Source organism: Paenibacillus sp. sgz302114 (genome assembly GCF_056120345.1).
The window spans coordinates 854585-877296 of record NZ_JBVYOI010000001.1 but is presented as its reverse complement, the minus strand read 5'-3'; the positions used below and the strand labels follow the sequence as shown (position 1 = coordinate 877296).

At 50.7% G+C, this 22712-nt stretch carries 21 protein-coding genes; 2 read left to right on the top strand and 19 right to left on the bottom strand.

Annotation, left to right across the window (positions count from 1 at the left end; all coding sequences use genetic code 11):
• Positions 1-4 precede the first annotated feature (4 nt).
• The 9 genes from AC0LWF_RS04015 to metH form a co-directional block, all read right to left on the bottom strand.
• Complete coding sequence (locus AC0LWF_RS04015; protein ID WP_474650246.1) at positions 5-310, bottom strand: cyclic-phosphate processing receiver domain-containing protein; 306 nt, start codon at positions 308-310, stop codon at positions 5-7.
• Positions 303-1148, bottom strand: a complete 846-nt coding sequence (locus tag AC0LWF_RS04010; RefSeq protein WP_474650245.1) for a deoxyribonuclease IV — start codon at positions 1146-1148, stop codon at positions 303-305. Before AC0LWF_RS04010 ends, AC0LWF_RS04015 begins: the two co-directional genes overlap by 8 nt.
• A gap of 9 nt (positions 1149-1157) precedes the next feature.
• Positions 1158-1997, bottom strand: coding sequence for an Fpg/Nei family DNA glycosylase (locus AC0LWF_RS04005; protein WP_474650244.1), 840 nt, complete (start codon positions 1995-1997; stop codon positions 1158-1160).
• Between the two features lie 25 nt (positions 1998-2022).
• On the bottom strand, positions 2023-2835 hold the full coding sequence (locus AC0LWF_RS04000; RefSeq protein WP_474650243.1) for a TIGR01457 family HAD-type hydrolase: 813 nt from the start codon (positions 2833-2835) through the stop codon (positions 2023-2025).
• Between the two features lie 12 nt (positions 2836-2847).
• Complete coding sequence (locus AC0LWF_RS03995) at positions 2848-4248, bottom strand: ribonuclease H-like domain-containing protein (RefSeq protein WP_474650242.1); 1401 nt, start codon at positions 4246-4248, stop codon at positions 2848-2850.
• Positions 4249-4309: 61 nt separating this feature from the next.
• A complete protein-coding gene (locus tag AC0LWF_RS03990; protein WP_474650241.1) occupies positions 4310-6562 on the bottom strand; it encodes a DEAD/DEAH box helicase in 2253 nt (750 codons plus the stop codon).
• A 171-nt stretch (positions 6563-6733) separates the two neighbouring features.
• Positions 6734-7711 carry a metal-dependent hydrolase gene (locus AC0LWF_RS03985; protein WP_474650240.1) on the bottom strand — a complete coding sequence of 326 codons (978 nt, stop codon included), beginning with the start codon at positions 7709-7711 and terminating at the stop codon, positions 6734-6736.
• 130 nt (positions 7712-7841) lie between these two features.
• Positions 7842-8762: a ribonuclease Z gene (rnz, locus tag AC0LWF_RS03980; RefSeq protein ID WP_474650239.1), complete on the bottom strand. Its 921-nt coding sequence runs from the start codon at positions 8760-8762 to the stop codon at positions 7842-7844.
• Between the two features lie 94 nt (positions 8763-8856).
• Positions 8857-12294, bottom strand: a complete 3438-nt coding sequence (metH, locus tag AC0LWF_RS03975) for a methionine synthase (RefSeq protein WP_474650238.1) — start codon at positions 12292-12294, stop codon at positions 8857-8859.
• A gap of 172 nt (positions 12295-12466) precedes the next feature.
• Here metH and AC0LWF_RS03970 point away from each other — a divergent pair, with 172 nt between their 5' ends.
• Positions 12467-13003 (top strand): acireductone dioxygenase, encoded by a 537-nt coding sequence (locus AC0LWF_RS03970; RefSeq protein ID WP_474650237.1) that lies wholly within the window; start codon positions 12467-12469, stop codon positions 13001-13003.
• Between the two features lie 76 nt (positions 13004-13079).
• On the opposite strand, the gene AC0LWF_RS03965 is transcribed toward AC0LWF_RS03970, so the two are convergent.
• The 5 genes from AC0LWF_RS03965 to AC0LWF_RS03945 all read right to left on the bottom strand — a co-directional run bounded on the left by AC0LWF_RS03965 (position 13080) and on the right by AC0LWF_RS03945 (position 16232).
• On the bottom strand, positions 13080-13865 hold the full coding sequence (locus AC0LWF_RS03965; RefSeq protein ID WP_474650236.1) for an HAD family hydrolase: 786 nt from the start codon (positions 13863-13865) through the stop codon (positions 13080-13082).
• Positions 13866-13889: 24 nt separating this feature from the next.
• Complete coding sequence (locus AC0LWF_RS03960) at positions 13890-14408, bottom strand: hypothetical protein (RefSeq protein WP_474650235.1); 519 nt, start codon at positions 14406-14408, stop codon at positions 13890-13892.
• A 48-nt stretch (positions 14409-14456) separates the two neighbouring features.
• Positions 14457-15443, bottom strand: coding sequence for an aldo/keto reductase (locus AC0LWF_RS03955; protein WP_474650234.1), 987 nt, complete (start codon positions 15441-15443; stop codon positions 14457-14459).
• A gap of 29 nt (positions 15444-15472) precedes the next feature.
• Positions 15473-15688 carry a DUF896 domain-containing protein gene (locus AC0LWF_RS03950; protein ID WP_474650233.1) on the bottom strand — a complete coding sequence of 72 codons (216 nt, stop codon included), beginning with the start codon at positions 15686-15688 and terminating at the stop codon, positions 15473-15475.
• 166 nt (positions 15689-15854) lie between these two features.
• Complete coding sequence (locus tag AC0LWF_RS03945) at positions 15855-16232, bottom strand: LysM peptidoglycan-binding domain-containing protein (RefSeq protein ID WP_474650232.1); 378 nt, start codon at positions 16230-16232, stop codon at positions 15855-15857.
• Between the two features lie 190 nt (positions 16233-16422).
• On the opposite strand from AC0LWF_RS03945, the gene lexA reads away from it, so the two are divergent.
• The gene (lexA, locus tag AC0LWF_RS03940; protein WP_474650231.1) at positions 16423-17046 is read left to right on the top strand and encodes a transcriptional repressor LexA; all 624 of its coding nucleotides are present in this window, start codon (positions 16423-16425) and stop codon (positions 17044-17046) included.
• A 478-nt stretch (positions 17047-17524) separates the two neighbouring features.
• Here the strand turns inward: lexA and AC0LWF_RS03935 are convergent, their stop codons facing one another.
• From AC0LWF_RS03935 to hflX, 5 genes are all read right to left on the bottom strand, one after another.
• Complete coding sequence (locus tag AC0LWF_RS03935; protein ID WP_474650230.1) at positions 17525-18106, bottom strand: hypothetical protein; 582 nt, start codon at positions 18104-18106, stop codon at positions 17525-17527.
• Between the two features lie 141 nt (positions 18107-18247).
• Complete coding sequence (gene glnA, locus AC0LWF_RS03930) at positions 18248-19576, bottom strand: type I glutamate--ammonia ligase (RefSeq protein WP_474650229.1); 1329 nt, start codon at positions 19574-19576, stop codon at positions 18248-18250.
• Between the two features lie 31 nt (positions 19577-19607).
• A complete protein-coding gene (locus AC0LWF_RS03925) occupies positions 19608-20018 on the bottom strand; it encodes a MerR family transcriptional regulator (RefSeq protein WP_090985346.1) in 411 nt (136 codons plus the stop codon).
• Positions 20019-20079: 61 nt separating this feature from the next.
• A complete protein-coding gene (locus AC0LWF_RS03920; protein ID WP_474650228.1) occupies positions 20080-21366 on the bottom strand; it encodes a methionine gamma-lyase family protein in 1287 nt (428 codons plus the stop codon).
• A gap of 30 nt (positions 21367-21396) precedes the next feature.
• Complete coding sequence (gene hflX, locus AC0LWF_RS03915; RefSeq protein ID WP_474650227.1) at positions 21397-22689, bottom strand: GTPase HflX; 1293 nt, start codon at positions 22687-22689, stop codon at positions 21397-21399.
• Positions 22690-22712 lie beyond the last annotated feature (23 nt).

Below are 22712 nucleotides of genomic sequence, written 5' to 3'. Positions count from 1 at the left end.
GCGCTCACCCCGGCATCGGGCCGTGATGAATACGGATATGTAATGGCGCATGCTGCGTCAGTAAATGTATCATCTGCATACGACCAGCAGGACTTGAAGTATGAAAATAACAAGAGCGCGGATACCGGCCGCTGTCGACGATATACTGTACGACGCTTAAACCGGTTGGCTGTCCCCATCCGAGATCGAAATCCAGCGTTAGCATATCTACTTCTTCATGCTCCAGCAGCAGCTTGCATTCCTCTGCCGTCTTAGCAAGGACGAATCCTTTTGGACACGGCCGAAAATCATCTAAATAAACGTTAATCAACCTGCTCGACTCCCCTCAGACGCCGAATACGTTCAAGCTGCTGACGATGTGTACCATCAGAATCCGCTGGTGTCTCAAGCACGAAAGGCACCTCTGCCATAAGCGGATGCCTCAGAAGCCAACCAAGCCCTGCTTCGCCGATATAACCTTCACCTATGCGCGCATGGCGATCTCTTTTCTCACCGCTCGGATAGACCGAATCGTTCAGATGAACAGCTGTCAGATGCTCGAGCACACCAAGCTCCTTCGCTTTATGAAACCATTCGGCATCCGGACTCCCATCCCAAACGCCGCTTGCGAACAGATGACAAGTATCGAGGCAAAAGCCGATTTTGTGCGAATCAATAGATAGGCTGCGGATTTGCGCCAGCTCCTCCATCGTCGTCCCCATGAATGTCGAATCGCCAGCTTGGTTCTCAATGAGCAGCTTCGCGCTGCCTTGCCATTGTGACGTGACTGCACTAAGCGCCAGCACTGCGTTACGATAACCCTCCAATGGGTCTGCACCTTTGTACACGCCGAAATGAACGACGACTCCCAGCGACCCGCATGCCTCCGCGATCTCGAGATCGTTCAGCAGCGACAGCACCGTCCTCGCTCGAAGCTCCGCGTCTTCTGACGCAACGTTCGTCAAGTATGGCGAGTGCGCGATGGAGACGATTCCTTGTTCTCGGCAATATGCAGCACACCGCTGCGCATCGTTCAAATCAGGCGTCTTAAGAGCAAGACTTCGCGGGTTTTTCGGAAAATATTGAAATGCGTTCGCGCCAAGCTGTTTTACTTTGCGCGCCGCCTGCACGTAACCGCCCCTCGTCGATACATGAAAGCCGAGTCGCATACGTCTTGCTCACCTGTCCTTCTGACATTGGCTGCAATAGAACACTTTGCGTGAATTTAGCTCTTCTTGTGTAATGGGCGTTCCACAGTTGACGCATGGCTCGCCGCCGCGATCATAGACGAGGCAATGCTCATTATAGCCGCCAGTCACGGTATCATTGTTCGTAAGCGGCAGCTCCATATAACCGCCATAACCTACTGCCCGCTCAAGCGTGCTATGCATGGCGTTGTAGATGCGCTCCCAAGTTTCGGACTCGATATCCGAAATGCGCGCAGATGGCTTAACACCAGCTACAAAAGCGATCTCATCGGCATAGCAGTTGCCGATTCCCGCAATGACGCGCTGCTCGACGAACGCCGTCTTCAGCGATCCGCGCTTGCCTTTGAATCGCTCGACGAACTTCGGCAATGTAAGCCATTTGTCGAACGGCTCCGGCCCAAGATCAGCAAGCTTCGCGCTGGCTTCCTTCACGGAGAGAAGATGCAAATAACCGAGACGGAGACCGCTGAAGCACAGATCGCCTAACGGGAAGCTAATCGCGACCTGAACGGAGCGGTCTGATCGTTCTGGCATCGTACCATCATCATTCGGAATATTCGATTCATAACGGATTAATCCGCCAAGCATGAGATGAAGGAGCAACCGTTTCCCGTTATCGAGATGGAAGAGAAGCATCTTACCGCGGCGCTCGACGAACCACACCGTTCGGCCGACCAGCTCCGCTTCGAATGTCTCCACGGGGACGTTAATCGACTTTTCCCTGGTGACGGCGACCTTCAAAATTGGCTGGCCTGATATGCGTTCCGCCAGCATGGAGCGGTAATGTTCCATTTCCGGATATTCCGGCATCGTACAACTTCCTTCCTATCGGCGATTAAGAACTCGCCAGCTGATCACGAATGTACTGCTTTAGTTGATATAAGTCATGAATGATGACATCTGCTTCGCAGCCTGCTGCGGTCAGCAGCTCTTTATAATTGTCGCCAGTTGCGAGCCCGGTTAAAACAAGGATCGACCTGCAACCTGCGGCATGCCCTGCAGCGATATCGGTTGCCGGGTTATCGCCGATTACCCACGCTTCTCCAGACTCCAGCCCCATGCGCTGCAAAGCAAAATCCATCAATATCGACGATGGCTTGCCGATCACAGTTGGTGTGACGCCAGTCGCAGTGCGAAGGAGCGCAGATATGGAGCCTGCCCCTGGAATGAGACCATGCTCGGAAGGAAGCAGCAGGTCTGGGTTCGTAAGAATATACTGCGCACCGCTGCGAATGAATTGCACCGCTTTGGCAAGCTTATCGTATGTCAGCTCCCGGTCGATTCCTTGCACGACAATGTCTGGTTCGTCTTCGACAAGCTGCAATCCGGCAGCTTCGAGCGCTGCACGCAAGCCCGATTCGCCAATGACATGTACGCGTGCATTCGGCTGCTGCTGCGCAATGTAGGCTGCTGCCCCTTGCGCGGAGGTGCACACCTCATCAGCACTTGCGGGAATCCCCATCGCTTGCAGCCGCTCTGCAACGACCTCAGGCGTTGCAGTTGAATTATTCGTTACAAATAAATAGCTCAGCTCCTGCTCTCGGAGCATCTGTATAAGCTCATCAGCACCAGGAATCATAATGCCGCCATGATAAAGCGTTCCGTCCAAATCAATGAGCAGACCGCGAAGTGCGTGCGTAGCACCCATAATCGTCCACTCCTATTCTGCTTGTTCTATTCGGTTCCATTTCAGCAGTTTACCGCGTAATCGGTCGATCCGCTTGCGAATCAGCTCAAGCTCCGTTCTTTGCTTATTCTGAACTCGACGCACAGCGTGCCGACGCAGTGCGATCGAATGCGCTTCCTCTGCTAGCGAGAGCGCCGCCTGCAGTTCCTTGGTCCGATGCTCATAATACATCGCTAGCTCGATATGAGCCTCATAATCCGGCCAATTGGCAGCTTCTGCATCTTGCACAGCCTTCTGCCACAATAACACAGCACGCTCCCAATTTCCACATTTCTTGTCCCGCTCCGCCAGCATACACAAGCATTTTTGCGAGATTCGAGGATGATCGGTCATCAATGCATATAACGGCTCTGCAAGCTCTGTCTTCCCCATCCGCTCGAGCCAAAGTCCTGTGCGAAGAAGCTCCTCGGCTTCACTCGGCAGCGCGACCTGCTTGCCTAGTCCACCGCTTAGCAAATGTCCGAACCGGATGGCGAGAACGGCGAGCGAGAGCATATCGCATTCATTGTGCTCGAATACGCCAAGCAGCGGCTGCGGCTTCCCATCCGCGAGATACTGAAAATAGATTGCCGGTGCCTGCGATCCAGGCACGTCATCCTCACGCGTAATGCCAAGGCGCTCTTCTTCAACATGGCTTAGCCTGCAGGAAACGAGCGTATTGCGCCAGATGGATCGTGATGGATGCAGCAGATCAACATGAATCGGTTCCCACTTGAAGGTTCGGAAGCCGTTTAATATGAACCGATTATGAAGGACAGGCCAATCGAAGGTACGGCCGTTATACGTAACGAGATGCGTGAAGCTCGGCAGCAAATTGCACAAGTAGCCAATCATTGCCCGCTCCTCAGCGGGATGACGAATCAACATCTGCTCAACGACGAATACATCTTCCTGCAAATAAGCCAGACCAACCATGAAGGGCACATTCCCCGTGCCCACGCCTAGCCCCGTCGTCTCAAGGTCGAGAAATAGCAGGTTGGTGTAGTCATGCTGCGGCTGCTCTTCCTTACGGAAAACGTCCAGATGCAGCTGCGTTTCCTCCAGCTCCGAGAGCTGATGAATGCCATGCCGGTGCATCAGCGGGTAACGGCTCTCCCGTACAAGGAAGGTTCCCTCGGTCGACTCGACAATGCGAACGTTCAGCTCATCCCAGTCAGCGGATAGCTCAGTTGCTGCTTCATCAACTGCAGGGACGGAGGACGGCAGCTCTTCACTCACATTCGACTCCATCGACTCAATCGAATTAATCGAATTAATCGAATTTACCGTCTCTTCCGTGACCATCCCCGCAAGCCGTTCCGCTTGGGCAGCCGCACTGCTGCGCATCCTCAGCAGCTTATCGCGCAGCCCGCTCATGTTGGTAAGCCGGCACATGCCGGACAGCCGCTTAGACAGTAACGGCCCTTCGTATTCTTCTTTATGGCAAACGCACGATTTAAAGCTGCGCTAGCAGCTGGATGCTTCTTCGCTTGCCATTGATTCCATTTATTTCCGTTCCAATACATGCCGGGCACCCGTCCTCACATATGCATTTTCCGATAAGGTTTTTTGCAGCTTCTTTAATTTCGTCGAAGCGCTTATACACTTCTTCTGCCAGTCCGATACCACCAGGGTAATGATCGTAAAGAAACACGGTAGGAAGCCCGGAATGCGACGCCTTAATTTGCGATACGACATGGATGTCATTGCGATCGCACATGACCATTACAGGCACGATATGCCGCAGCACGTTTGCAATTCCTAGCAATAACTGTTCCAAAGTCTTCACCCCTATTTCAGGGTCTACTTCTTTAAGCTCCATCCAGGCTGCGCTCGTATGCAATTCTTCTTCTGGAAGATGAATTGGACCACTCCCAATGTTCTCTCCGGTCGTCAGTTTGATTTTCTTAAATATAGTAGGTATGGCGTTAATGGAAACATCACCATAATTAAGCGCGGCTTTATTCCGATTGGCGGTTCGGTCTATCTCCAGTACCTTAAGCTGTACAGCCAGGTTAGCGTCGGTATAATACTCTACATCCACTTCGCGAACGTAAGCTTTCTTGTGGTCCCAGTCGAGCTTCTCGACCTGGAATTGGACCCCTTCGTGCAAATAGATGGCCTCGTCGTGCAGCAAGGTCATGGCGCTAAAGCGGTCCATTTCTCCGATTATTTTCACATCTGCTACATTCGATTGGTCTACAATGACTACATTTTCCTGAGAAGCAGAACGCAGGCCAATATTATTTGCCGGGAAAGATTGATTAGCCCAGTAATACGTGTCGCCGTTCTTGTGCAGGATCCGATCCTCTACCAAATAGTCCATGATGTCCGTTACGTCAAGCGTCCCAAATTGTTCGCTGTGCTTGAACGGCAATTCATACGCGGCGCACCGCAAATGATCCACAAGGATGATAAGATTCTCGGGGTTGATTCGAGCTGATTCCGGGTTGCGTTCGAAGAAGTAATCTGGATTGTTCACGATATATTGGTCTATCGGCGTCGAACTAGCTACCATGATGATGAGTGCTTCACCGTGACGGCGCCCGGCTCGGCCTGCCTGCTGCCAAGTGCTTGCCACGCTTCCAGGGTAGCCGTTCATAACGCACACCTGCAGTTGGCCGATATCTACACCAAGTTCTAATGCGTTCGTGCTTACTACGCCCAAGATTTCCCCGGCCCTTAATCCCTTCTCAATTTCTCTGCGCTGATTCGGCAAGTAACCGCCCCGATATCCTCGAATAGATTTAGATGCGATCTGATTTTTAACCAATTCCTGCAGATGACTGAGAATCAACTCTACGCGAACGCGGCTCCTCGCAAAGACGATCGTTTGAATCTTGTTTTTAAGAAACTCCGTCGCCAAATGATTCACTTCAACGGACGCGCTTTTTCTAATGTTAAGTGCCTTATTTACGATCGGCGGGTTATAGAAAACAAAATGTTTCCTGCCTCTAGGCGCCCCGTTATCGTCAATTAGGCGCATTGGCTGCCCAGTCAATTGTTCCGCTAATTCCTTTGGGTTCGCGATTGTGGCAGATGTACAAATAAATGTAGGATGGCTGCCATAAAAGCTGCAAATTCGTTTAAGACGGCGCAGCACGTTCGCAACGTGACTCCCGAAAACGCCTCTATACGTATGCAGCTCGTCGATCACGACATACTTTAGATTCTCAAACAAGCTAACCCATTTGGTATGGTGCGGCAATATCCCAGAATGCAGCATGTCCGGGTTTGTGATGACAATATGTCCAGCCTTGCGTACGATCTGACGAATAGCAGGCGAAGTATCGCCGTCATAGGTGAAGCTTTTGATGTCGATTCCTATTTCGTCGATGATTTCATTTAGTTCGCTTTTTTGATCCTGAGAAAGTGCCTTGGTCGGAAAGAGATAGAGCGCCCTGCTCGTTTCGTCCTTTGCGATCGCTTGCAGAACGGGCAAGTTGTAGCACATCGTTTTGCCTGAAGCCGTCGGCGTGACCGCTACGATGTTTTCGCCTTTTGCGACTGCTTGAAAGGATGTGTACTGGTGGGAATACAACTGTTCGATCCCTCTTTTGGCAAAAGCGGCTTTAATTCGGGGGTCTACAGCTTCTGGCATTTCCCTGTAACGCGCTTCCTGCGGTTCGATTTCGTGCCAATTTACTATATTTTCATTTGTCCTAAGTTCTTGGATAACCTCGGTCAAGTTTTTCTTTTTAAAGGTCATAATTTCAACTCTTTTCTATAGAACGGTTGTTCTCGTAATTATACTCCTTCAATACCTATCAGTAAAAGCCCCAAAAAAGGGCATAGAAGTAATTCATATAATCGGTCTCGCAAAAAAAGCAAAAAAACCGTCCTCGACTGCCCTTCCGGGCAAACAAAGACGGCTCTCCTATTAAACAAACGGCGGCTCCCACAACTTCTTGTTCCATCCGACTCGTTCATGAATGACCTTAAAATTACGATCAAGTCTCACCGCGGCGGTGAATGGCGTATGCTTCTTGTGCCAGAAACGGACATCGCTCCAGGTCACCAAGTAGCCGTCCGCTTGCTCCTCAACGTCCACATGAATACATGCGGCAAGATGATGAAAGGCTTGCACGCCGTCTACGTCGATTGTCGCTTCAGCGGCAGCGGCAAGTCTCTCTGGGCTTCTTTTGGACAATCTCGCTTCTTCATGGATGGCGCTCCGGTTCAGATTACCTTTGATGAAATCATCACTGTTGTCGATGACAAACTGCCATGACAGTCCGAACAAAGTTGGTGTTAATGTGATTTGCTCCGGGTTTACTTGGTAAGCTCCGCATAGGCTCCTGATTACCGAACGAGATACCAGAAGCCGCCATAGCATGTAAATCAGCGTCAAGGCATTTACGAGCAGAAACATCCTCACCGGATTCGGCGTCGCGCCGGTGATCCAGAGCAGCACAGCGGCTGTATGCATCCCGAATAGATAAGGATCGAATAGACAGAGAACATCGAGATGCAGCCATCGCCTGGTGAATGGCCGCAGGCATTGCACGCCATATGCGTTAAACAGATCGAGCGTAATATGGAAGCAGACTGCGATGAACGCCCATAGGATGACAATCCTGCTCCATTCCTGAACCCCGAAGAGCCATGCAATGGGTAAGCCGATGAACGGCGCCCAGACGAGAGGTGCAGGAAGCGAATGGGTCAATCCACGATGGTTGCGAATGTAAGCCGACCCGCCCTTTAAGCGCATTACCGCATCAAAATCAGGAGCATGACTGCCAAGCAGCGTCGCGGCTAATACCGCATACAACAGATCAGGATGTGAACCAACTGTCGGATCAACGAGCGAAAGTCCTGCCAATGTGGCGCCAAACAAGAGGTGACTTCCTGTATCCATCCACCATCATCCCTTCGCGTGTCTGCGCTATAATGCTCTATCGCAATTAGAGTAACAGCGGACTGTAAAGAGATGATTTGAGAATGATGATGATTTTGTAAGTATGGCCTCAGTGGTGCCCAGCAGTCGGCTATCGTTTCACGATAAACTCAGCAAAATCAGCCGCAGGCTCGATGTTCAGGAACAGCTGCTTCGCGTCATCGACCATCTCCGCAACCGCTTCATCGTCGAATCGCGAGCTGAAATGAGTCACGATAAGCCGCTTCGCGCCAGCCTTCTGTGCAATCTCAGCTGCTTGGCGAATCGTCGAGTGCCCGTACGCCTCCGCCTTCTCTTCCATACCGCCGGCAAACGTCGCCTCATGCACGAGCAAATCAGCACCGCGCGCCAGTACGACCGCATTGTCGCATGGCTTCGTATCGCCAAGAATCGTAATGACCCGACCGGCAATTGGCGGTCCGACCACTTCTGCCGAACAGACATGACGTCCATCCTCAAGCATGATGTCCTCACCGCGCTTCAATTTGCCGTACTCTGGACCAGGCTTCACTCCAAGCTCAGCGAGCAAGCTCAGATTAAGCTGACCCTGCTGCGACTTCTCCGTGATCCGATAGCCAAAGCAAGGCATGCGATGCTCGAGCGCGGCAGCTTCAATAATGAAGCGACTATCCTCGGCGACGACACCTTCCTGTACTTCAATAACTTCAAGCTCATAGCCCAAATGCACACCACTATGATGAAAGATAACGTCCAAATATGCCTTCAGACCCTTCGGCCCATACACCTGCAGCGGTCCCGCGCCTTCGAAATAGGAGCGACTGCTAAGAAGTCCCGGCAAGCCATATAGATGGTCTCCATGCAGATGCGTGATGAAGATCCGCTCCAGCTTGTTCAGCTTCAGCCCGCTCGCTAGCAGTCGATGCTGCGTCCCTTCACCTGTATCAAACAGCCAAAATCCGCAGAACGGCTCGGGCAGCGACAATGCGATCGACGTCACATTGCGTGACTTTGTCGGCCTACCCGCACTCGTTCCGAGAAACGTAAGCTTCACTTATCTATCCCTCCAATCATCACCTATAACAATACCCTCCGGAAATACGGTATTCAACCGTGCTTTTCGGAGGGTGGGTATGCGTTCCTATTCGTTATGCTTTATCAACGTTGAAGTACTGAGCTTGCGGATGTGCGAACACCATCGCCGATACCGATGCTTCAGGCTCCATCATGAAGCCTTCCGTCAGCTGTATACCGATATCTTCCGGCTGCATCAGCTCGAACAGCGGCTGCTGATCTTCGAGGTTCGGACAAGCCGGATAGCCGAACGAGACGCGAATGCCTTGGTAACGGGCACCGTGGCGCTGCTTCATCGTCATTTCCGGGTGATCCGGGTAGCCCCAGGTATCACGCATCAGATGATGGACACGCTCTGCCATCGCTTCCGCAACTTCAAGCGCAACGGACTGCAGTGCGTGCGAACGCAAGTAGTCGCCGTTATCCTTCAGCTCCGTTGCTTTCTCACGGACTCCTTCACCGGCAGTAACGACGAGGAAGCCGACGTAATCCATCACGCCGCTCTCAACCGATTTCAAGTAATCCGCCAGACACAGGTATGGCTCAACCTGCTGTCTTGGGAACGAGAAGCGCTTAATCTCCACGCCAGGCTGCTTCGGATCATAGATAATAATATCATTGCCCGACGACTGCGCCGGGTAGAAGCGATACATGCCGTGAGCTTGAAGCAGCCCTTTCGCTGCGTCTGCCAGCAAACCGTCAACCGTTTCCTTCAAGTTAACTGCCTTCTCATTGCCTTCAGCGAGCAATTGATCGACATTGCCCTTTAATCCGAGATGGTGACCTAACAGCATCTGCATATTGATGTATGGCACGATATGCGGAATAGGCACGTTTCGGAGTACATGACGGTCAGTATCCGGCGGGATGTACACTGGCGCATCCTGGTTAATCGAAGACTTCACCGCACGTGTCAGCTCAGGCAGCGGCTTCTTCTCTTCTTCTTCGGCACCGCCGGAAGCTTTGAATGCTTCCATCTCTTCTTGATAAACACGGCGAGAATCTGGATTCATCAGCTTGTTCGCGATATCAAGTCCATCCATCGCATCCTTCGCGTACAGCACAAGACCATCATATTCAGGACCAATTCGGTTCTTGGTGAATTTACGCGTGAGCGCTGCACCACCTACAAGAATAGGTGCATCGATGCCAGCATTGCGCAAATCCTGTGCCGTCAACACCATCTGCTGAGCCGATTTTACAAGAAGACCCGACAAGCCAATCGCATCTGCTGGCTCCTTACGGTAAGCCTCGATGAGCTGCTCTGGAGCAACTTTAATGCCAAGGTTAATAATCTTATAGCCATTATTGGACAAGATGATTTCAACCAAGTTTTTGCCGATATCATGCACGTCGCCTTTTACCGTCGCAAGAATAATCTTCCCTTTGACAGCAGAATCAGCCTTCTCCATATGCGGCTCTAGATACGTAACCGAAGCTTTCATGACTTCGGCGCTCTGAAGCACCTCAGCTACGATCAGCTCATTATTATTGAACAAACGGCCGACCTCACTCATCCCTTGCATCAGCGGACCGTTAATAATATCAAGCGGCGCGTACTTGGTCAGCGCTTCGTCGAGATCCGGGTAGAGCCCTTCCTTCGTGCCTTCTACGATATAAGAGGCAAGCCGCTCCTCGAGCGATAGATTGGATATTTTCTCCTTCTTCTCGACCTTCTTCTCACGGAACGCTGCGACGAATGCCGAGAGCGTATCATCATTCGTATTGAAAATGAGATCTTCCGCGAGACGGCGCTCTTCCTCAGGAATGGATGCATAACGCTCCAGCTTCTCTGTGTTTACGATGGCGTAATCAAGGCCTGCTTTGGTCGTGTGGTACAAATAGACGGAGTTCAGCACCTCGCGGCCTGCATCCGGCAAGCCAAAGGAGATGTTGCTTAGGCCAAGAATTGTCTTCGCCTTCGGATATTTCGCCTTGATCATCTTGATGCCTTCAATCGTCTCAACCGCAGAACCGATGTACTGCGGATCGCCGGAGCCGACCGGGAACATATTCGGGTCAAAAATAATATCTTCCGGGTTCATCCCGTACTTCTCCGTGAGCAGCTCATACGAGCGAGACGCCACTTCCATCTTCGCTTCACGCGATACTGCTTGGCCGCGCTCGTCAATCAGGATACAGACGACCGCTGCGCCATAGCGATGAATGAGCGGCAAAATCTTCTCGAACTTCGTTTCGCCATCTTCAAGGTTAATGGAGTTAATGATCGCTTTACCTTGCGAATATTTGAGGCCCAGCTCGATAATGTGGTCGTATGTGGAGTCGAGCATGAGCGGCACTTTAATCTTTTTTACCACTTCCGGAATGAACTTATGAACCGCATATGCTTCATCAATATCAGTATCTTGTAAATTGATGTCGATGACATGCGCGCCGTTCTTCACTTGCGCGCGAGCAATTTCAGACGCTTCATCGAATTTCTCTTCTTTGATGAGACGTTTGAATTTACGCGAACCGGAAATATTCGTCCGCTCACCGATCATAATCGGACGGTTATCTTCTTCGATATATACCGTCTCAATACCGGAAACTGCAGGTGGATGCTCGCCCATCTTCGTACGCGGCGCATAGTTCGAGAGAGTCTCCGCGAGTGCGCGAATATGTGCAGGTGTCGTGCCGCAGCAGCCGCCGGCAATATTCAGCCAGCCTTGCTCAGCAAAGTCAGCAATCTTCTTCGCGAGCGAAGCCGGCGACTCATGGTAATTGCCGTTCTCATCCGGCAAGCCTGCATTCGGGTAGCAGCTGACTGCCGAACGAGCAATGCCTGCGAGTGAACGGATATGATCGCGCATAAACTCTGGACCTGTCGCACAGTTCAGACCGATCGAGATCGGGTTCATATGCTCCAGCGAGATGTAGAACGACTCGATATTTTGGCCGGCAAGCGTTGTTCCCATCGGTTCGATAGTACCCGAAATCATGAGCGGGAGCGTAATGCCTGTCGCTTCGAACGCTTTATGAATGCCGATTGTACCCGCCTTTACGTTAAGCGTATCTTGGGATGTCTCAAGAAGAAGCGCATCAACGCCGCCCTCAATAAGTGCAACAGATTGCTCAAAATAGTCCTCTACGAGCTGATCGAACGTAACTCCGCCTGTAACAGACAACGTCTTCGTCGTCGGACCAAGTGCGCCTGCAACATAGCGAGGCTTGTCCACCGTCGTAAACTTATCCGCTGCAGCACGAGCGATCTTAGCAGCGGCAAGGTTGATTTCCCGCGCTTTTTCCGGAATATCATATTCCGCCAGTACGACAGCCGTCGCACCGAACGTGTTTGTTTCAAGAATATCCGCGCCAGCTTCCAAATACGCCTCATGAATGCCTTGAATGACATCAGGACGCGTGAGAACGAGAATTTCGTTACAACCTTCAAGCTCATCGCCGCCAAAATCATCCGGCCCGAGATCAGCCTGTTGAATCATCGTACCCATTGCACCATCTAGTATAAGAATGCGTCTTTCGAGCATTTCCTCAATCGTCGGTTTCGTCATTGATGTCTTCCTTTCCGCCAAAAAAATCATTTCCCTTTACTCTACCAGAATTCACCGTAAGTGCAAAGAACCTTTTGCAAGCATGGGGTCCGCGCTGTCGACAGGGCAACCAAATTGTTCTATACTTAATCGTATTGGCAAGTATGATACTGTGAAAAGAGGGATTATTGCGATGGCTGAAATTCGAATTCGCAACACGAACGAACGCATCTCCGGCGAAGAGAACGTCCGTGCGTTTCTAGACAACCAAGAAGTGTTGTATGAGCATTGGGAAGCAAGCAAGCTGCCAGCTGAACTTCATAACAAATTCGTACTATCCGACGAAGAGAAGCAAACGATTCTGTCTACGTACGATGAAGAGATCCGCGAACTCGCTGCACGCCGCGGCTACCAAATTTGGGATGTCATCTCCCTCTCGGACGCGACTCCAAACATCGAGGAGCTGCTGAAGAAATTCGAGCAGATCCACACGCATACAGAAGATGAGATTCGCGGTATTGTATCCGGCCGTGGCATCTTCATAATTAAAGGTGACGAAGAAACAGGCTACTTCGACGTTGAGCTGGAAGCTGGCGACGTCATCTCCGTTCCTGAGAACAGAGCGCATTTCTTCACGCTTATGGACAACCGCGAAATTATCGCAGTTCGCCTCTTTATCGAGAAAGATGGCTGGATTGCAACGAATATCGAAGATCCTGCTTTTGCATAACAGTTGGATGATGAACGAAGAAAAGAAGAAGACCTGCCATGATGGCGGGTCTTCTTTTTTGGTGGCTGCAGCTTCATTACACAAGCAGCGGCAGCAATTCTTCGAGATGTTTGATTTCATGAGCTGGAATGATTTCGTCTGTACGAGTCATGCCATGGCGGTTGATCCAAACGGATGTCATGCCAATCGTATTGGAGCCGAGAATATCTGTCGTCAGCTTATCTCCAACCATAATGCCGTTCTCCGGCTCGATGCCGAGACGCTCAAGCGCATGGTGGAAGATCTCTGCGGCAGGCTTCCCTTTGCCGAATTCGCCAGAGATGATGATGTGGTCGAAATACGGAACAATCGCAGGTACGCCGGCCAGCTTCTCGCGCTGCAGGTCAGGAGAACCGTTCGTTAGCAGCAGCAGCTTATATTTGCCTTTCAACTGATCGAGTACCGCGAACGTCTCCTCGTATACGTAAGGACGCTTGCGGCGCTCCGCTGGGAATTGCTCTGCGAGCTGTGCGCCGAGCTCCGGATTATCAATACCGAGTGACTTAAGTCCGCGCGTCCAAGCATCGCGGCGGTATCCTGGAGCGAGCTCCTGCAGCATGCGGAATTCCTTCTGCTCGCCTTCGAGGAAGTTCGCCCACAGTCCTTCGAACGGATTAATCCCGATCATTTTCGTGAATGCGAACGTCTCATACGATTCATAGAGCGCACGCGCTTCGCGGCGCACAGCTTCTTCAAGCGCCTTCGCATCTACGCCGCTTTGGGCAGCTCCTGCCTCGCAAGTTGCGTCGAACGCTTCTTGCACGCTGCGGTCATCCCACAATAGCGTATCATCTAGATCAAATAGAACTGCTTGCTTAGCCATGATTTGCACTCCACTCTCGTTTATTTATTTATCTGTAAAAGGAATTTCATGCTGTCCGGCAAACGAACGCAAGCGGTCTGCCATCTGCTCAGTTGGATATCGGTTAATAAGACGGGAGAACACCCAGTTGCCGCCCTTGAGCTGCTCGATCACGATATAGCCCTTCTGGACATTGATCGCTTTAATGTTGTTCACATAGATCGAACGATCCCCTGTAAACCGGCGGGAACGAACAAAATCTTTGCCAATCGCTAGGTAAGGACGACGGAACATGAAGAGCAGCGCCAATAGGACGTAACAGCCGATTGTTACCCAGAACATAGAGCCTGTATCCTTGAAGTTCTCCGATGTTATCGTCACGATGATATAGAATAAAATGAACAGCAGCAGGAACGCAGGCATTAGATAGCTGCGACCTCTGAATGTATCGAGCATTTCTACGCTGGATGTCGCGGACAAAAGTGGTTTTTGACCGCGCTTCTTCCGCTGTTTGTTAATTTGAGCTTGGTTCTTCTGAACTTTACGTTCCCACGATCTTGACAAGGATGCTCCTCCTACAAAACATATTCACAAATTAATGTTGTTCTTTCGTTACAGCGGCCGTGCGAACTTTGCAATAAAGCGGTTCGGATATTCGCTTGGCAAAGCACTAACCTCATCAAGCTGCTTCCATACCGCCTCTGGCATCGACCAGCCAATCGCACCCATATTCTCTTCGTATTGGGCAAGCGTGCTCGCACCGAAGATCGGCGACGTGATACCTTCCCTACGAAGCAGCCATGCAAGCGCGACCTGTGCAGGTGTCTTATCCAGCTCTTTCGCAGCCTGCTTAACTGCTTCAAGCACTGCGAAGTTGTTCGAGTTCGCGCGATTCCCCCAAGAGCTCTCGCCTACTTTGGATGTCAGACGTCCGCTGGTCGGCTCTTCTGCCCCATAGCGGCCGGTTAAGAATCCGCCACCAAGCGGTGCCCAAGGAATAATACCAACATTCTCTTCGAGGCATAGAGAGATCATCTCGCGATCCATCTCACGGCTGACTAGACTGTATTGTGGTTGAATAGAGATAAAACGAACATAGCGGTTCCAGTCACTAACCGCAAGCGACTTCATCAGCTGCCATGCAAAGAAGTTCGAACAACCGATATATCGGACCTTGCCTGCTGTTACAAGATCATCAAGCGCACGCAATGTTTCTTCTATTGGAGTCGCATGATCCCATACATGCACTTGATAGAGATCTATGTAGTCAGTATCGAGCCGTTTCAAGCTTGCTTCGACGGCATCCATAATATGTTTTCTCGATACTCCGACGCCGTTCGCATTGGTAGAGGTAGCGAATCTGACCTTTGTCGCCAGAACAACATCCGAACGACGGTCCTTAATCGCTCGTCCGACAATCTCCTCTGAAATTCCGCCTACATATACATTGGCTGTATCCAGGAAATTACCGCCTTGCTCCATGAACCGGTGAACCATACTGATGGAATCTGTCTCGCTAGTTGTATTGCCAAACGTCATCGTTCCCAAACAAAGCTCAGACACAGCTAGGCCGCTTCTGCCTAGTAACCGATATTCCATGCTCGTCCCCTCCTACATGATAGAAGTCATTAGTGCTTAATGGAACCTCCGCCGTTCTCTCCGTCCTCTTCATCTTCCGCCCATTTAATGGTATCCAGTTGATTGCGGAAATTGCTTTTGAAGTTGTCTAGATATTGACGGCGTAGCTCGTCTCGTTCAACAAGCTCCTCCGGTGTTAAACCGATGGTTTTGTTTTTGCGAGAGAGCTCGTTAATACGGGCTATGACTTTGTCTATAGCGTTCATTTCTACTGCACTCCTTTCCCTGCCTAAGGTCAACATGTCACCCTTTACTTTGACATTAATAAGGAGCCATTGTCAAGGTAACACAGGTCCTTTCAGAGATAGAAGAAGCCTGAGCGAATCATGCGCTCAGGCTTAACTACCTAGTTCATATATTCCATTATAAGTGTTATTCAGCAGGAACAATTAAAGACTGCCCAGCTTGCAGTGTGCTGTTCGTTAAATTGTTCCGCTTCTTCAAGCTGTACACCACTTCACGAATATCTTGTCCCGCCTCGCGCACTCTGCCAGCAATTTCCCAAAGCGTGTCGCCCGCTCCGACCACAACCACTTGCTCCATTGCAGTCGGTTCAGCAGGATGCTCGCTGCCAGCGTAGCTCGTCATCAATGTCAGCCCAGTGAACAGCAGTACGAACAGTAATCCTGCAACTGCTAGTCTTAATAGAAGACGTTGCTTATAAGAATCATTCAAAACACGCTTTGTTGCATGGTTGTTTCTCGTGTTTCCTTTATAAGTAGTTGAGTAAGAAGATATCGTTGTCATCATTCTCCAGCACCCCAAACGTTTGTTCTGTTGTCGTTGAAATAAGAATAACACGAACGTTTGTTTGTGGTCAAGCGTTTTTGGAACATTTGTTCGCACAAATACGCGAACCTGTGTTTTCAAGAACTTATGTTTGTACGAACTCCGGTTCTGTGCTATAATTTGACACAAATGAAACTTTGGGGTGATTCCGGTGTCGAAACTTTCAAACCGCCAACAGGCGATACTAGAATTCATTAAGACAGAAGTGCGCGAGAAAGGCTATCCGCCTTCTGTACGTGAGATCGGCGAAGCTGTTGGACTTGCTTCCAGCTCGACCGTTCACGGTCATCTGGACCGTCTTGAGAAGAAAGGCCTTATTCGCCGCGACCCGACGAAGCCTCGCGCCATTGAGATTTTGGACGGCGACGACGCCGACATTATCCCTTTCCCGCTCGCAGTATCCAAAGTGCCTGTCATCGGTAAAGTAACCGCAGGCGTCCCGATTACCGCAACTGAGAACATCGAAGACTATTTCCCTCTTCCAGCGGATAAAGTCGGCGATGATACTGTCTTTATTCTTAATGTTATTGGTGAGAGTATGATTGAAGCAGGCATCCACAATGGTGACTATGTCATCGTGCGCCAACAGCAAACAGCTAACAACGGCGATATCGTCGTCGCAATGACTGAAGAAGATGAAGCAACGGTGAAGACGTTCTACAAGGAGAAGGATCACATCCGCCTCCAACCGGAGAACTCAACGATGGAACCGATCCGTCTTCGCAACGTATCCATTCTCGGCAAGGTCATCGGCTTGTTCAGGGACATTCACTAATTCTATTTATTACAAAGGGCCATCCGAGGTGCTGCAGCATCGCCTCGGATGGCCCTTTCTTTTTGTTCAGGATCTTAGGCAAATGGCGATGCTGAGAGAGCGTAATACGCACTCTCAGCATGAAAATGGGTCGATTGAAGCTCTGAGAGTGCGGATTCAGCACTCTCAGGTAAGGAAACTGCCGCAACTGGCAGCTTGGCGATGCTGAGAGTGCGTAATACGCACTCTCAGCAAGGAAATCGGCCGATTGAAGTCATGAGAGTGCAGATTCAGCACACTCAGTTATGGAAACTGCCGGAATCGGCGCTTGGCGGAGCTGAGAGAACAAGAATACAATGGCAGATTGAATCAACACTCTCTATTTTCCCTCGAGTTCTCGTGCCTGCTGGAGGCAGGCCATTCGCGTTAACAATTTGAGCGGTAACGTTCGCCTTCGCACTCGGACTTCAACCTTGTTCTTTCTGCCGTAGGATGTCAGTTAACCTACAAGCTCCCGAAATAACAAGCTTTGATACATAAACTTACTTCGTTTGTACTTAAAGTTCAATGCCACGCCTGAGAATGCGATCAGAATTCGCTTGAGCGCTATAGTCGTCACTTTCCGGCGAACCAGCCTTCTCAGCCGTTTGATGTTACGATTATTGACCGCTCTCGCGACGGCTGCAGCATAGGCGCTCGATGAACGAAGTGATCGATAGAATGGCAGAATCGCTCGAGCTATCATTCGATGAACCGGCGTAGAGAACGTAAACTGCGTTGTGCCTGGCGGAATCGTTAATCCGCATGAGTATTGGATAATCGGATCCGGATATTCAAAATCAAAGAAATACCCGATTCCGTTGGATGACAAGCTGCTCAGCTTTGCCGATGGCGCAACTGACTTGAACATCTTCGCTAACGTATCAATATCCGTCGTACGAACAGCCTTCGACCATCTCAGCGCGAATGAATAATTGCACGCGATCTTGCGATAGAACGGAATCATGATCCCCGCAACCTTTCGAAGTATCGCTCCTGTTAACCGAAATTGCGCGTCCGTTCCCGCTTTTCCGTTCATCACTGTCGCCTTCTCTCTCCTATACCCTCTTAACATATAGTGTATGCGGGACAGAGGTCACGGGTGAGAAGCGGATCGAAGCATACCCGCTCAACAATAAAAACCCCTTGCTGCCAAAAGGCAACAAGGGGTATATAGCGTTTCCTAGAACAGTGTCAAATACTGATCGCGTTCCCACTCGTGGATCTGCGTGCGGTACATGTCCCACTCGATTTCTTTCAATTCATAGAAGTGTGCAAGCGCGTGATCGCCAAGAGCATCACAGATGACTTCACTGCGAAGCAGCTCCGTCAATGCTTCTTTCAGATCGCCCGGCAAGCTTGGGATACCTTCGTCGATACGCTCTTCGTCCGTCATCACATAGATGTTACGGTCTGTAGGAGCTGGAAGAGCAATCTTATTCTTGATGCCATCAAGGCCGGCTTTCAACATAACAGCAAGCGCGAGGTAAGGATTCGCTGCAGGATCCGGGCTGCGCACTTCGATGCGTGTGCTTAGGCCGCGGGAAGCAGGAATACGAATCATCGGGCTGCGGTTACTTGCAGACCAAGCTACATAACAAGGTGCTTCGTAACCAGGTACGAGACGCTTGTACGAGTTAACGGTAGGGTTCGTAATCGCTGCGAACGCACGAGCGTGGCGAAGTACGCCAGCCATGTAATAACGAGCAGTTTGGCTAAGACCAAGCTTATCGCTCTCATCGTAGAATGCGTTCACGTTGCCACGGAACAGCGATTGGTGACAGTGCATACCGGAACCGTTTACGCCGAACAACGGCTTAGGCATGAATGTCGCATGCAAACCATGCTGACGTGCAATCGTCTTAACGACGAGCTTGAACGTCTGGATTTGGTCAGCTGCTTTGATCGCATCCGCATATTTGAAGTCGATTTCGTGCTGGCCTGGCGCCACTTCATGGTGAGATGCTTCAATCTCGAAGCCCATCTCTTCCAGAGTCAGTACGATCTCGCGGCGGCAGTTCTCGCCAAGATCCATTGGAGCAAGGTCGAAGTAACCGCCTTGGTCGTTCAGTTCTGTCGTCGGATTGCCTTTCGCGTCTGTCTTGAACAGGAAGAACTCAGGCTCGGGACCAACATTCATCGCTGTGAAGCCAAGCTCTTCAGCTTCTTTAAGCGAACGTTTCAAGATACCGCGCGGATCGCCCGCGAACGGTGTACCGTCTGGCATATATACATCACAGATCAAACGAGCAATGCGATCTTCCGCTACCCAAGGGAATACAACCCAAGTGTCAAGGTCCGGGTATAGGTACATATCGGATTCTTCAATCCGTACATAGCCTTCGATCGAAGAACCGTCGAACATCATTTTGTTATCGAGTGCTTTTTCCAACTGACTGACTGGAATTTCCACATTCTTAATTGTTCCAAGCAAGTCGGTAAACTGAAGACGAATAAAACGGACATTCTGTTCCTGGGTGATACGTCTGATGTCATCTTTTGTGTAACTCACTCAAAATCATCTCCTTAGACGAATGTTTGTTTTATTTCTTGTTATAGAAACGGGACAGCTGACCTTGAATCATCGAAGCTTTGCCCGGTCTCTTCTCAAGCAGCTGTTGCTTCAGCAAACGGTGCAGCTGCGCGTCCGACAGCTCGCGCCTCTTCACTTCAGACAGCTCGCTGACGACTGTCGCGTCTTCGGATTCCTTCGAAACAGGATTCATCACTTGCTTAATGCCTGCAATGTTGACGCCCTTCTCAATCAATGATTTGATCTCCAGCAGCCGCTCTACGTCGTTGAAAGAGAATAGCCGTTGGTTCCCGCTTGTCCGAGCCGGAACAATCAATTCATGCTGCTCATAATAACGGATTTGCCTAGCGGTCAAGTCGGTCAACTTCATCACGATGCCGATTGGAAAAAGCGCCATATTTCTGCGTATTTCGTCACCCATGTCGCATCAACCTTCCAGTATCTGATATATACTTACATTGTACCGCCATGCCAAAAACGTGTCAAGTTGTGTGAGGTTTAATTACAACTAATTCTCGTTCAGCGAGTACAGTTAAAGCATTCAGAACACCATATTTGACATGGGCATACGTGAGACCGCCTTGCATATAAGCAATGTAAGGCTCACGAATCGGCGCATCCGCAGATAACTCCAAGCTGCCGCCTTGCATGAACGTACCTGCCGCCATGATGACAGGATGCTCATAACCAGGCATGTCCCACGGCTCAGGCACGACATGCGCATCTACCGCCGAAGCGCGCTGCACGCCTTGTACGAAAGCGATCAGTTGCTCCGCGCGGTCGAAACGGATCGCTTGAATGAGGTCCGTGCGCGGCGCATCATAGCGCGGATTACTCTCGAACCCTAGCAGCTCGAACATCGCTGCGCCGAACACGCTTCCTTTAAGCGCTTGTCCCACAAGATGCGGTGCCAAGAACAACCCTTGATACATCGCCCGAAGCGTACCGAGCGTTGCACCAACTTCGCCTCCAATACCAGGCGCTGTAAGCCGATAAGCGGTTAAGTCTACCGCTTTCTGAGTGCCGGCTACATAACCGCCTGTTGGCGCCAAGCCACCGCCTGGATTCTTGATCAGCGAGCCAGCCATTAAGTCTACGCCCACTTCCGTCGGTTCAAGCTCCTCTGTAAATTCCCCATAGCAGTTATCGACGAACACATACACATCCGGTTTCAACGCTTTGACACGCTTAACCATGTCTCCGATTTGAGCAACCGTGTACGAGGAACGCCAGTCATAGCCGCGAGAGCGTTGAATACCAATGACCTTCGTGCGTTCATTTATGCGAGCCCCTACCGTCTCCCAATCAATCGAGCCATCCGATAGCGGCGCAACTTCCCCATACTGAATGCCAAAATCCTGCAGTGAGCCTTGCCCGTCACCAGGCTTGCCAATGACCTTATGCAGCGTGTCGTAAGGTTTGCCAGTGATGTAGAGAAGCTCGTCCCCTGGGCGCAGCAAGCCGAACAAAGCGCAGCTAATTGTATGAGTACCTGACACAAAATGAGGACGCACTAATGCAGCTTCCGCCCCCATCACATCCGCATAGACGAGGTCGAGAACTTCTCTACCTGTATCATTGTATCCATATCCAGTCGAGCCATTAAAATGAAAATCACTTACTTTGTGCTTCTGAAATGCAGCGATAACTTTCCACTGATTGCGCTCCGCGATCCCATCGATAGAACGAAAAACAGGGGCGGCCTGCGTCTCCGCAGCCTCCGCCCACTTGGTTAATTCCAGCCAACTTTCACTTTCATGCTGCCTCACGATAGATGTCTCTCCTCAATAGTTCCTTCGTTATGCCATTTCTACGAATGCTTCTAGTTTATACCCGTGCAATTCGTATTCTTGCTTGCTCAGCTGCACGGTCAGTCGCATATAATCGCCATCAACGGTCTGTTCGATGACATCACCTGTTCGGTACGCAAGAGCGATCAAATCACCGCGTTCAGCCGGCAGCATAAAAGTTTTCGTATCCCCCGTCATCCGATCTTGGATCGCCTGTCTCAAACGGAGCAAATCGTCTGTGTTGTACGCGCTCATGACGAGCGTATCTTGTCCGTTCGCCGGTATTAGCTCAGAGTCAACATCCTCGCACATATCGATCTTGTTATAGATCATTAGCGTCGGCTTGCCTGCTGCCCCAAGCTCGCTGAGAATCCGCTCAACAACGCGAATTTGCTCCTCACGCATAATGGATGAGCTATCGATGACATGCAGAACGAGATCTGCTTCGTTCACCTCTTCCAGTGTTGCCCGGAAAGCCGCTACCAAGTCATGTGGCAAGTTCTGAATAAATCCAACCGTATCCGTAAGTATTACTTCTTTACCGCTCGGCAGCTCCAGCGTTCTTGATGTCGGGTCGAGCGTTGCGAACAATTGGTTCTCGACATAGACGTCCGCGGCTGTGAGCTCGCGAAGCAATGTTGACTTGCCTGCATTCGTATAGCCAACCAGAGCAACCTGCTGCACGCCCGACTTCCGTCTGCGTTCACGGTGCAGCGTCCGATGGCGGACAACTTCGTCGAGGACATGCTTCAGATCAGAGATTCTATCGCGGATATGACGGCGGTCCGTCTCCAGCTTCGTTTCACCGGGACCTCTCGTTCCGATCCCTCCGCCTAGACGGGACAGATTCTTGCCGTGGCCAGACAGCCTCGGGAGCAAATAGCTCAGCTGTGCCAGCTCAACTTGAATAATACCCTCGCGTGTCTTAGCCCGCTGCGCGAAGATATCGAGGATGAGCTGCGTCCGATCAATAATCTTCAGATCTAGCGTCGCTTCCAGATTGCGCACCTGCGCACCAGAGAGCTCCTGATCGAAGATTGCCGTCGTTGCGCCTAGCTCTTCAGCGACTGCTCGCAGCTCCTCGACTTTCCCTTTGCCAATAAACCATTTGGTATCAACCGACTCTTTATTCTGCGTCAACGTGGAGAGCACTTCAACGCCTGCCGTCTCAGCCAAGCTGACAAGCTCTTGTAAGGAATGCTCAGGATCGCCAGTACCCCGTTTTATATTTGGCGTTATCAGACTGACGAGGACCGCGCGATCCTTCAGCTCATTTTCTGTATCGTACGTACTTTGCCGCATACTTGCCATGCAACTCCTTCTAT

Coding starts and splice junctions, on each gene's coding strand:
- AC0LWF_RS03995 (WP_474650242.1), bottom strand. CDS start 4,248: ATGTGCCGGCTTACCAACATGAGCGGGCTGCGCGATAAGCTGCTGAGG.
- AC0LWF_RS03965 (WP_474650236.1), bottom strand. CDS start 13,865: ATGGCTAAGCAAGCAGTTCTATTTGATCTAGATGATACGCTATTGTGG.
- AC0LWF_RS03970 (WP_474650237.1), top strand. CDS start 12,467: ATGGCTGAAATTCGAATTCGCAACACGAACGAACGCATCTCCGGCGAA.
- AC0LWF_RS04010 (WP_474650245.1), bottom strand. CDS start 1,148: ATGCGACTCGGCTTTCATGTATCGACGAGGGGCGGTTACGTGCAGGCG.
- AC0LWF_RS04000 (WP_474650243.1), bottom strand. CDS start 2,835: ATGGGTGCTACGCACGCACTTCGCGGTCTGCTCATTGATTTGGACGGA.
- AC0LWF_RS04005 (WP_474650244.1), bottom strand. CDS start 1,997: ATGCCGGAATATCCGGAAATGGAACATTACCGCTCCATGCTGGCGGAA.
- hflX (WP_474650227.1), bottom strand. CDS start 22,689: ATGCGGCAAAGTACGTACGATACAGAAAATGAGCTGAAGGATCGCGCG.
- AC0LWF_RS03950 (WP_474650233.1), bottom strand. CDS start 15,688: ATGAACGCTATAGACAAAGTCATAGCCCGTATTAACGAGCTCTCTCGC.
- AC0LWF_RS03945 (WP_474650232.1), bottom strand. CDS start 16,232: ATGATGACAACGATATCTTCTTACTCAACTACTTATAAAGGAAACACG.
- AC0LWF_RS03990 (WP_474650241.1), bottom strand. CDS start 6,562: ATGACCTTTAAAAAGAAAAACTTGACCGAGGTTATCCAAGAACTTAGG.
- AC0LWF_RS03985 (WP_474650240.1), bottom strand. CDS start 7,711: ATGGATACAGGAAGTCACCTCTTGTTTGGCGCCACATTGGCAGGACTT.
- metH (WP_474650238.1), bottom strand. CDS start 12,294: ATGACGAAACCGACGATTGAGGAAATGCTCGAAAGACGCATTCTTATA.
- AC0LWF_RS03955 (WP_474650234.1), bottom strand. CDS start 15,443: ATGGAATATCGGTTACTAGGCAGAAGCGGCCTAGCTGTGTCTGAGCTT.
- AC0LWF_RS03925 (WP_090985346.1), bottom strand. CDS start 20,018: ATGGGTGACGAAATACGCAGAAATATGGCGCTTTTTCCAATCGGCATC.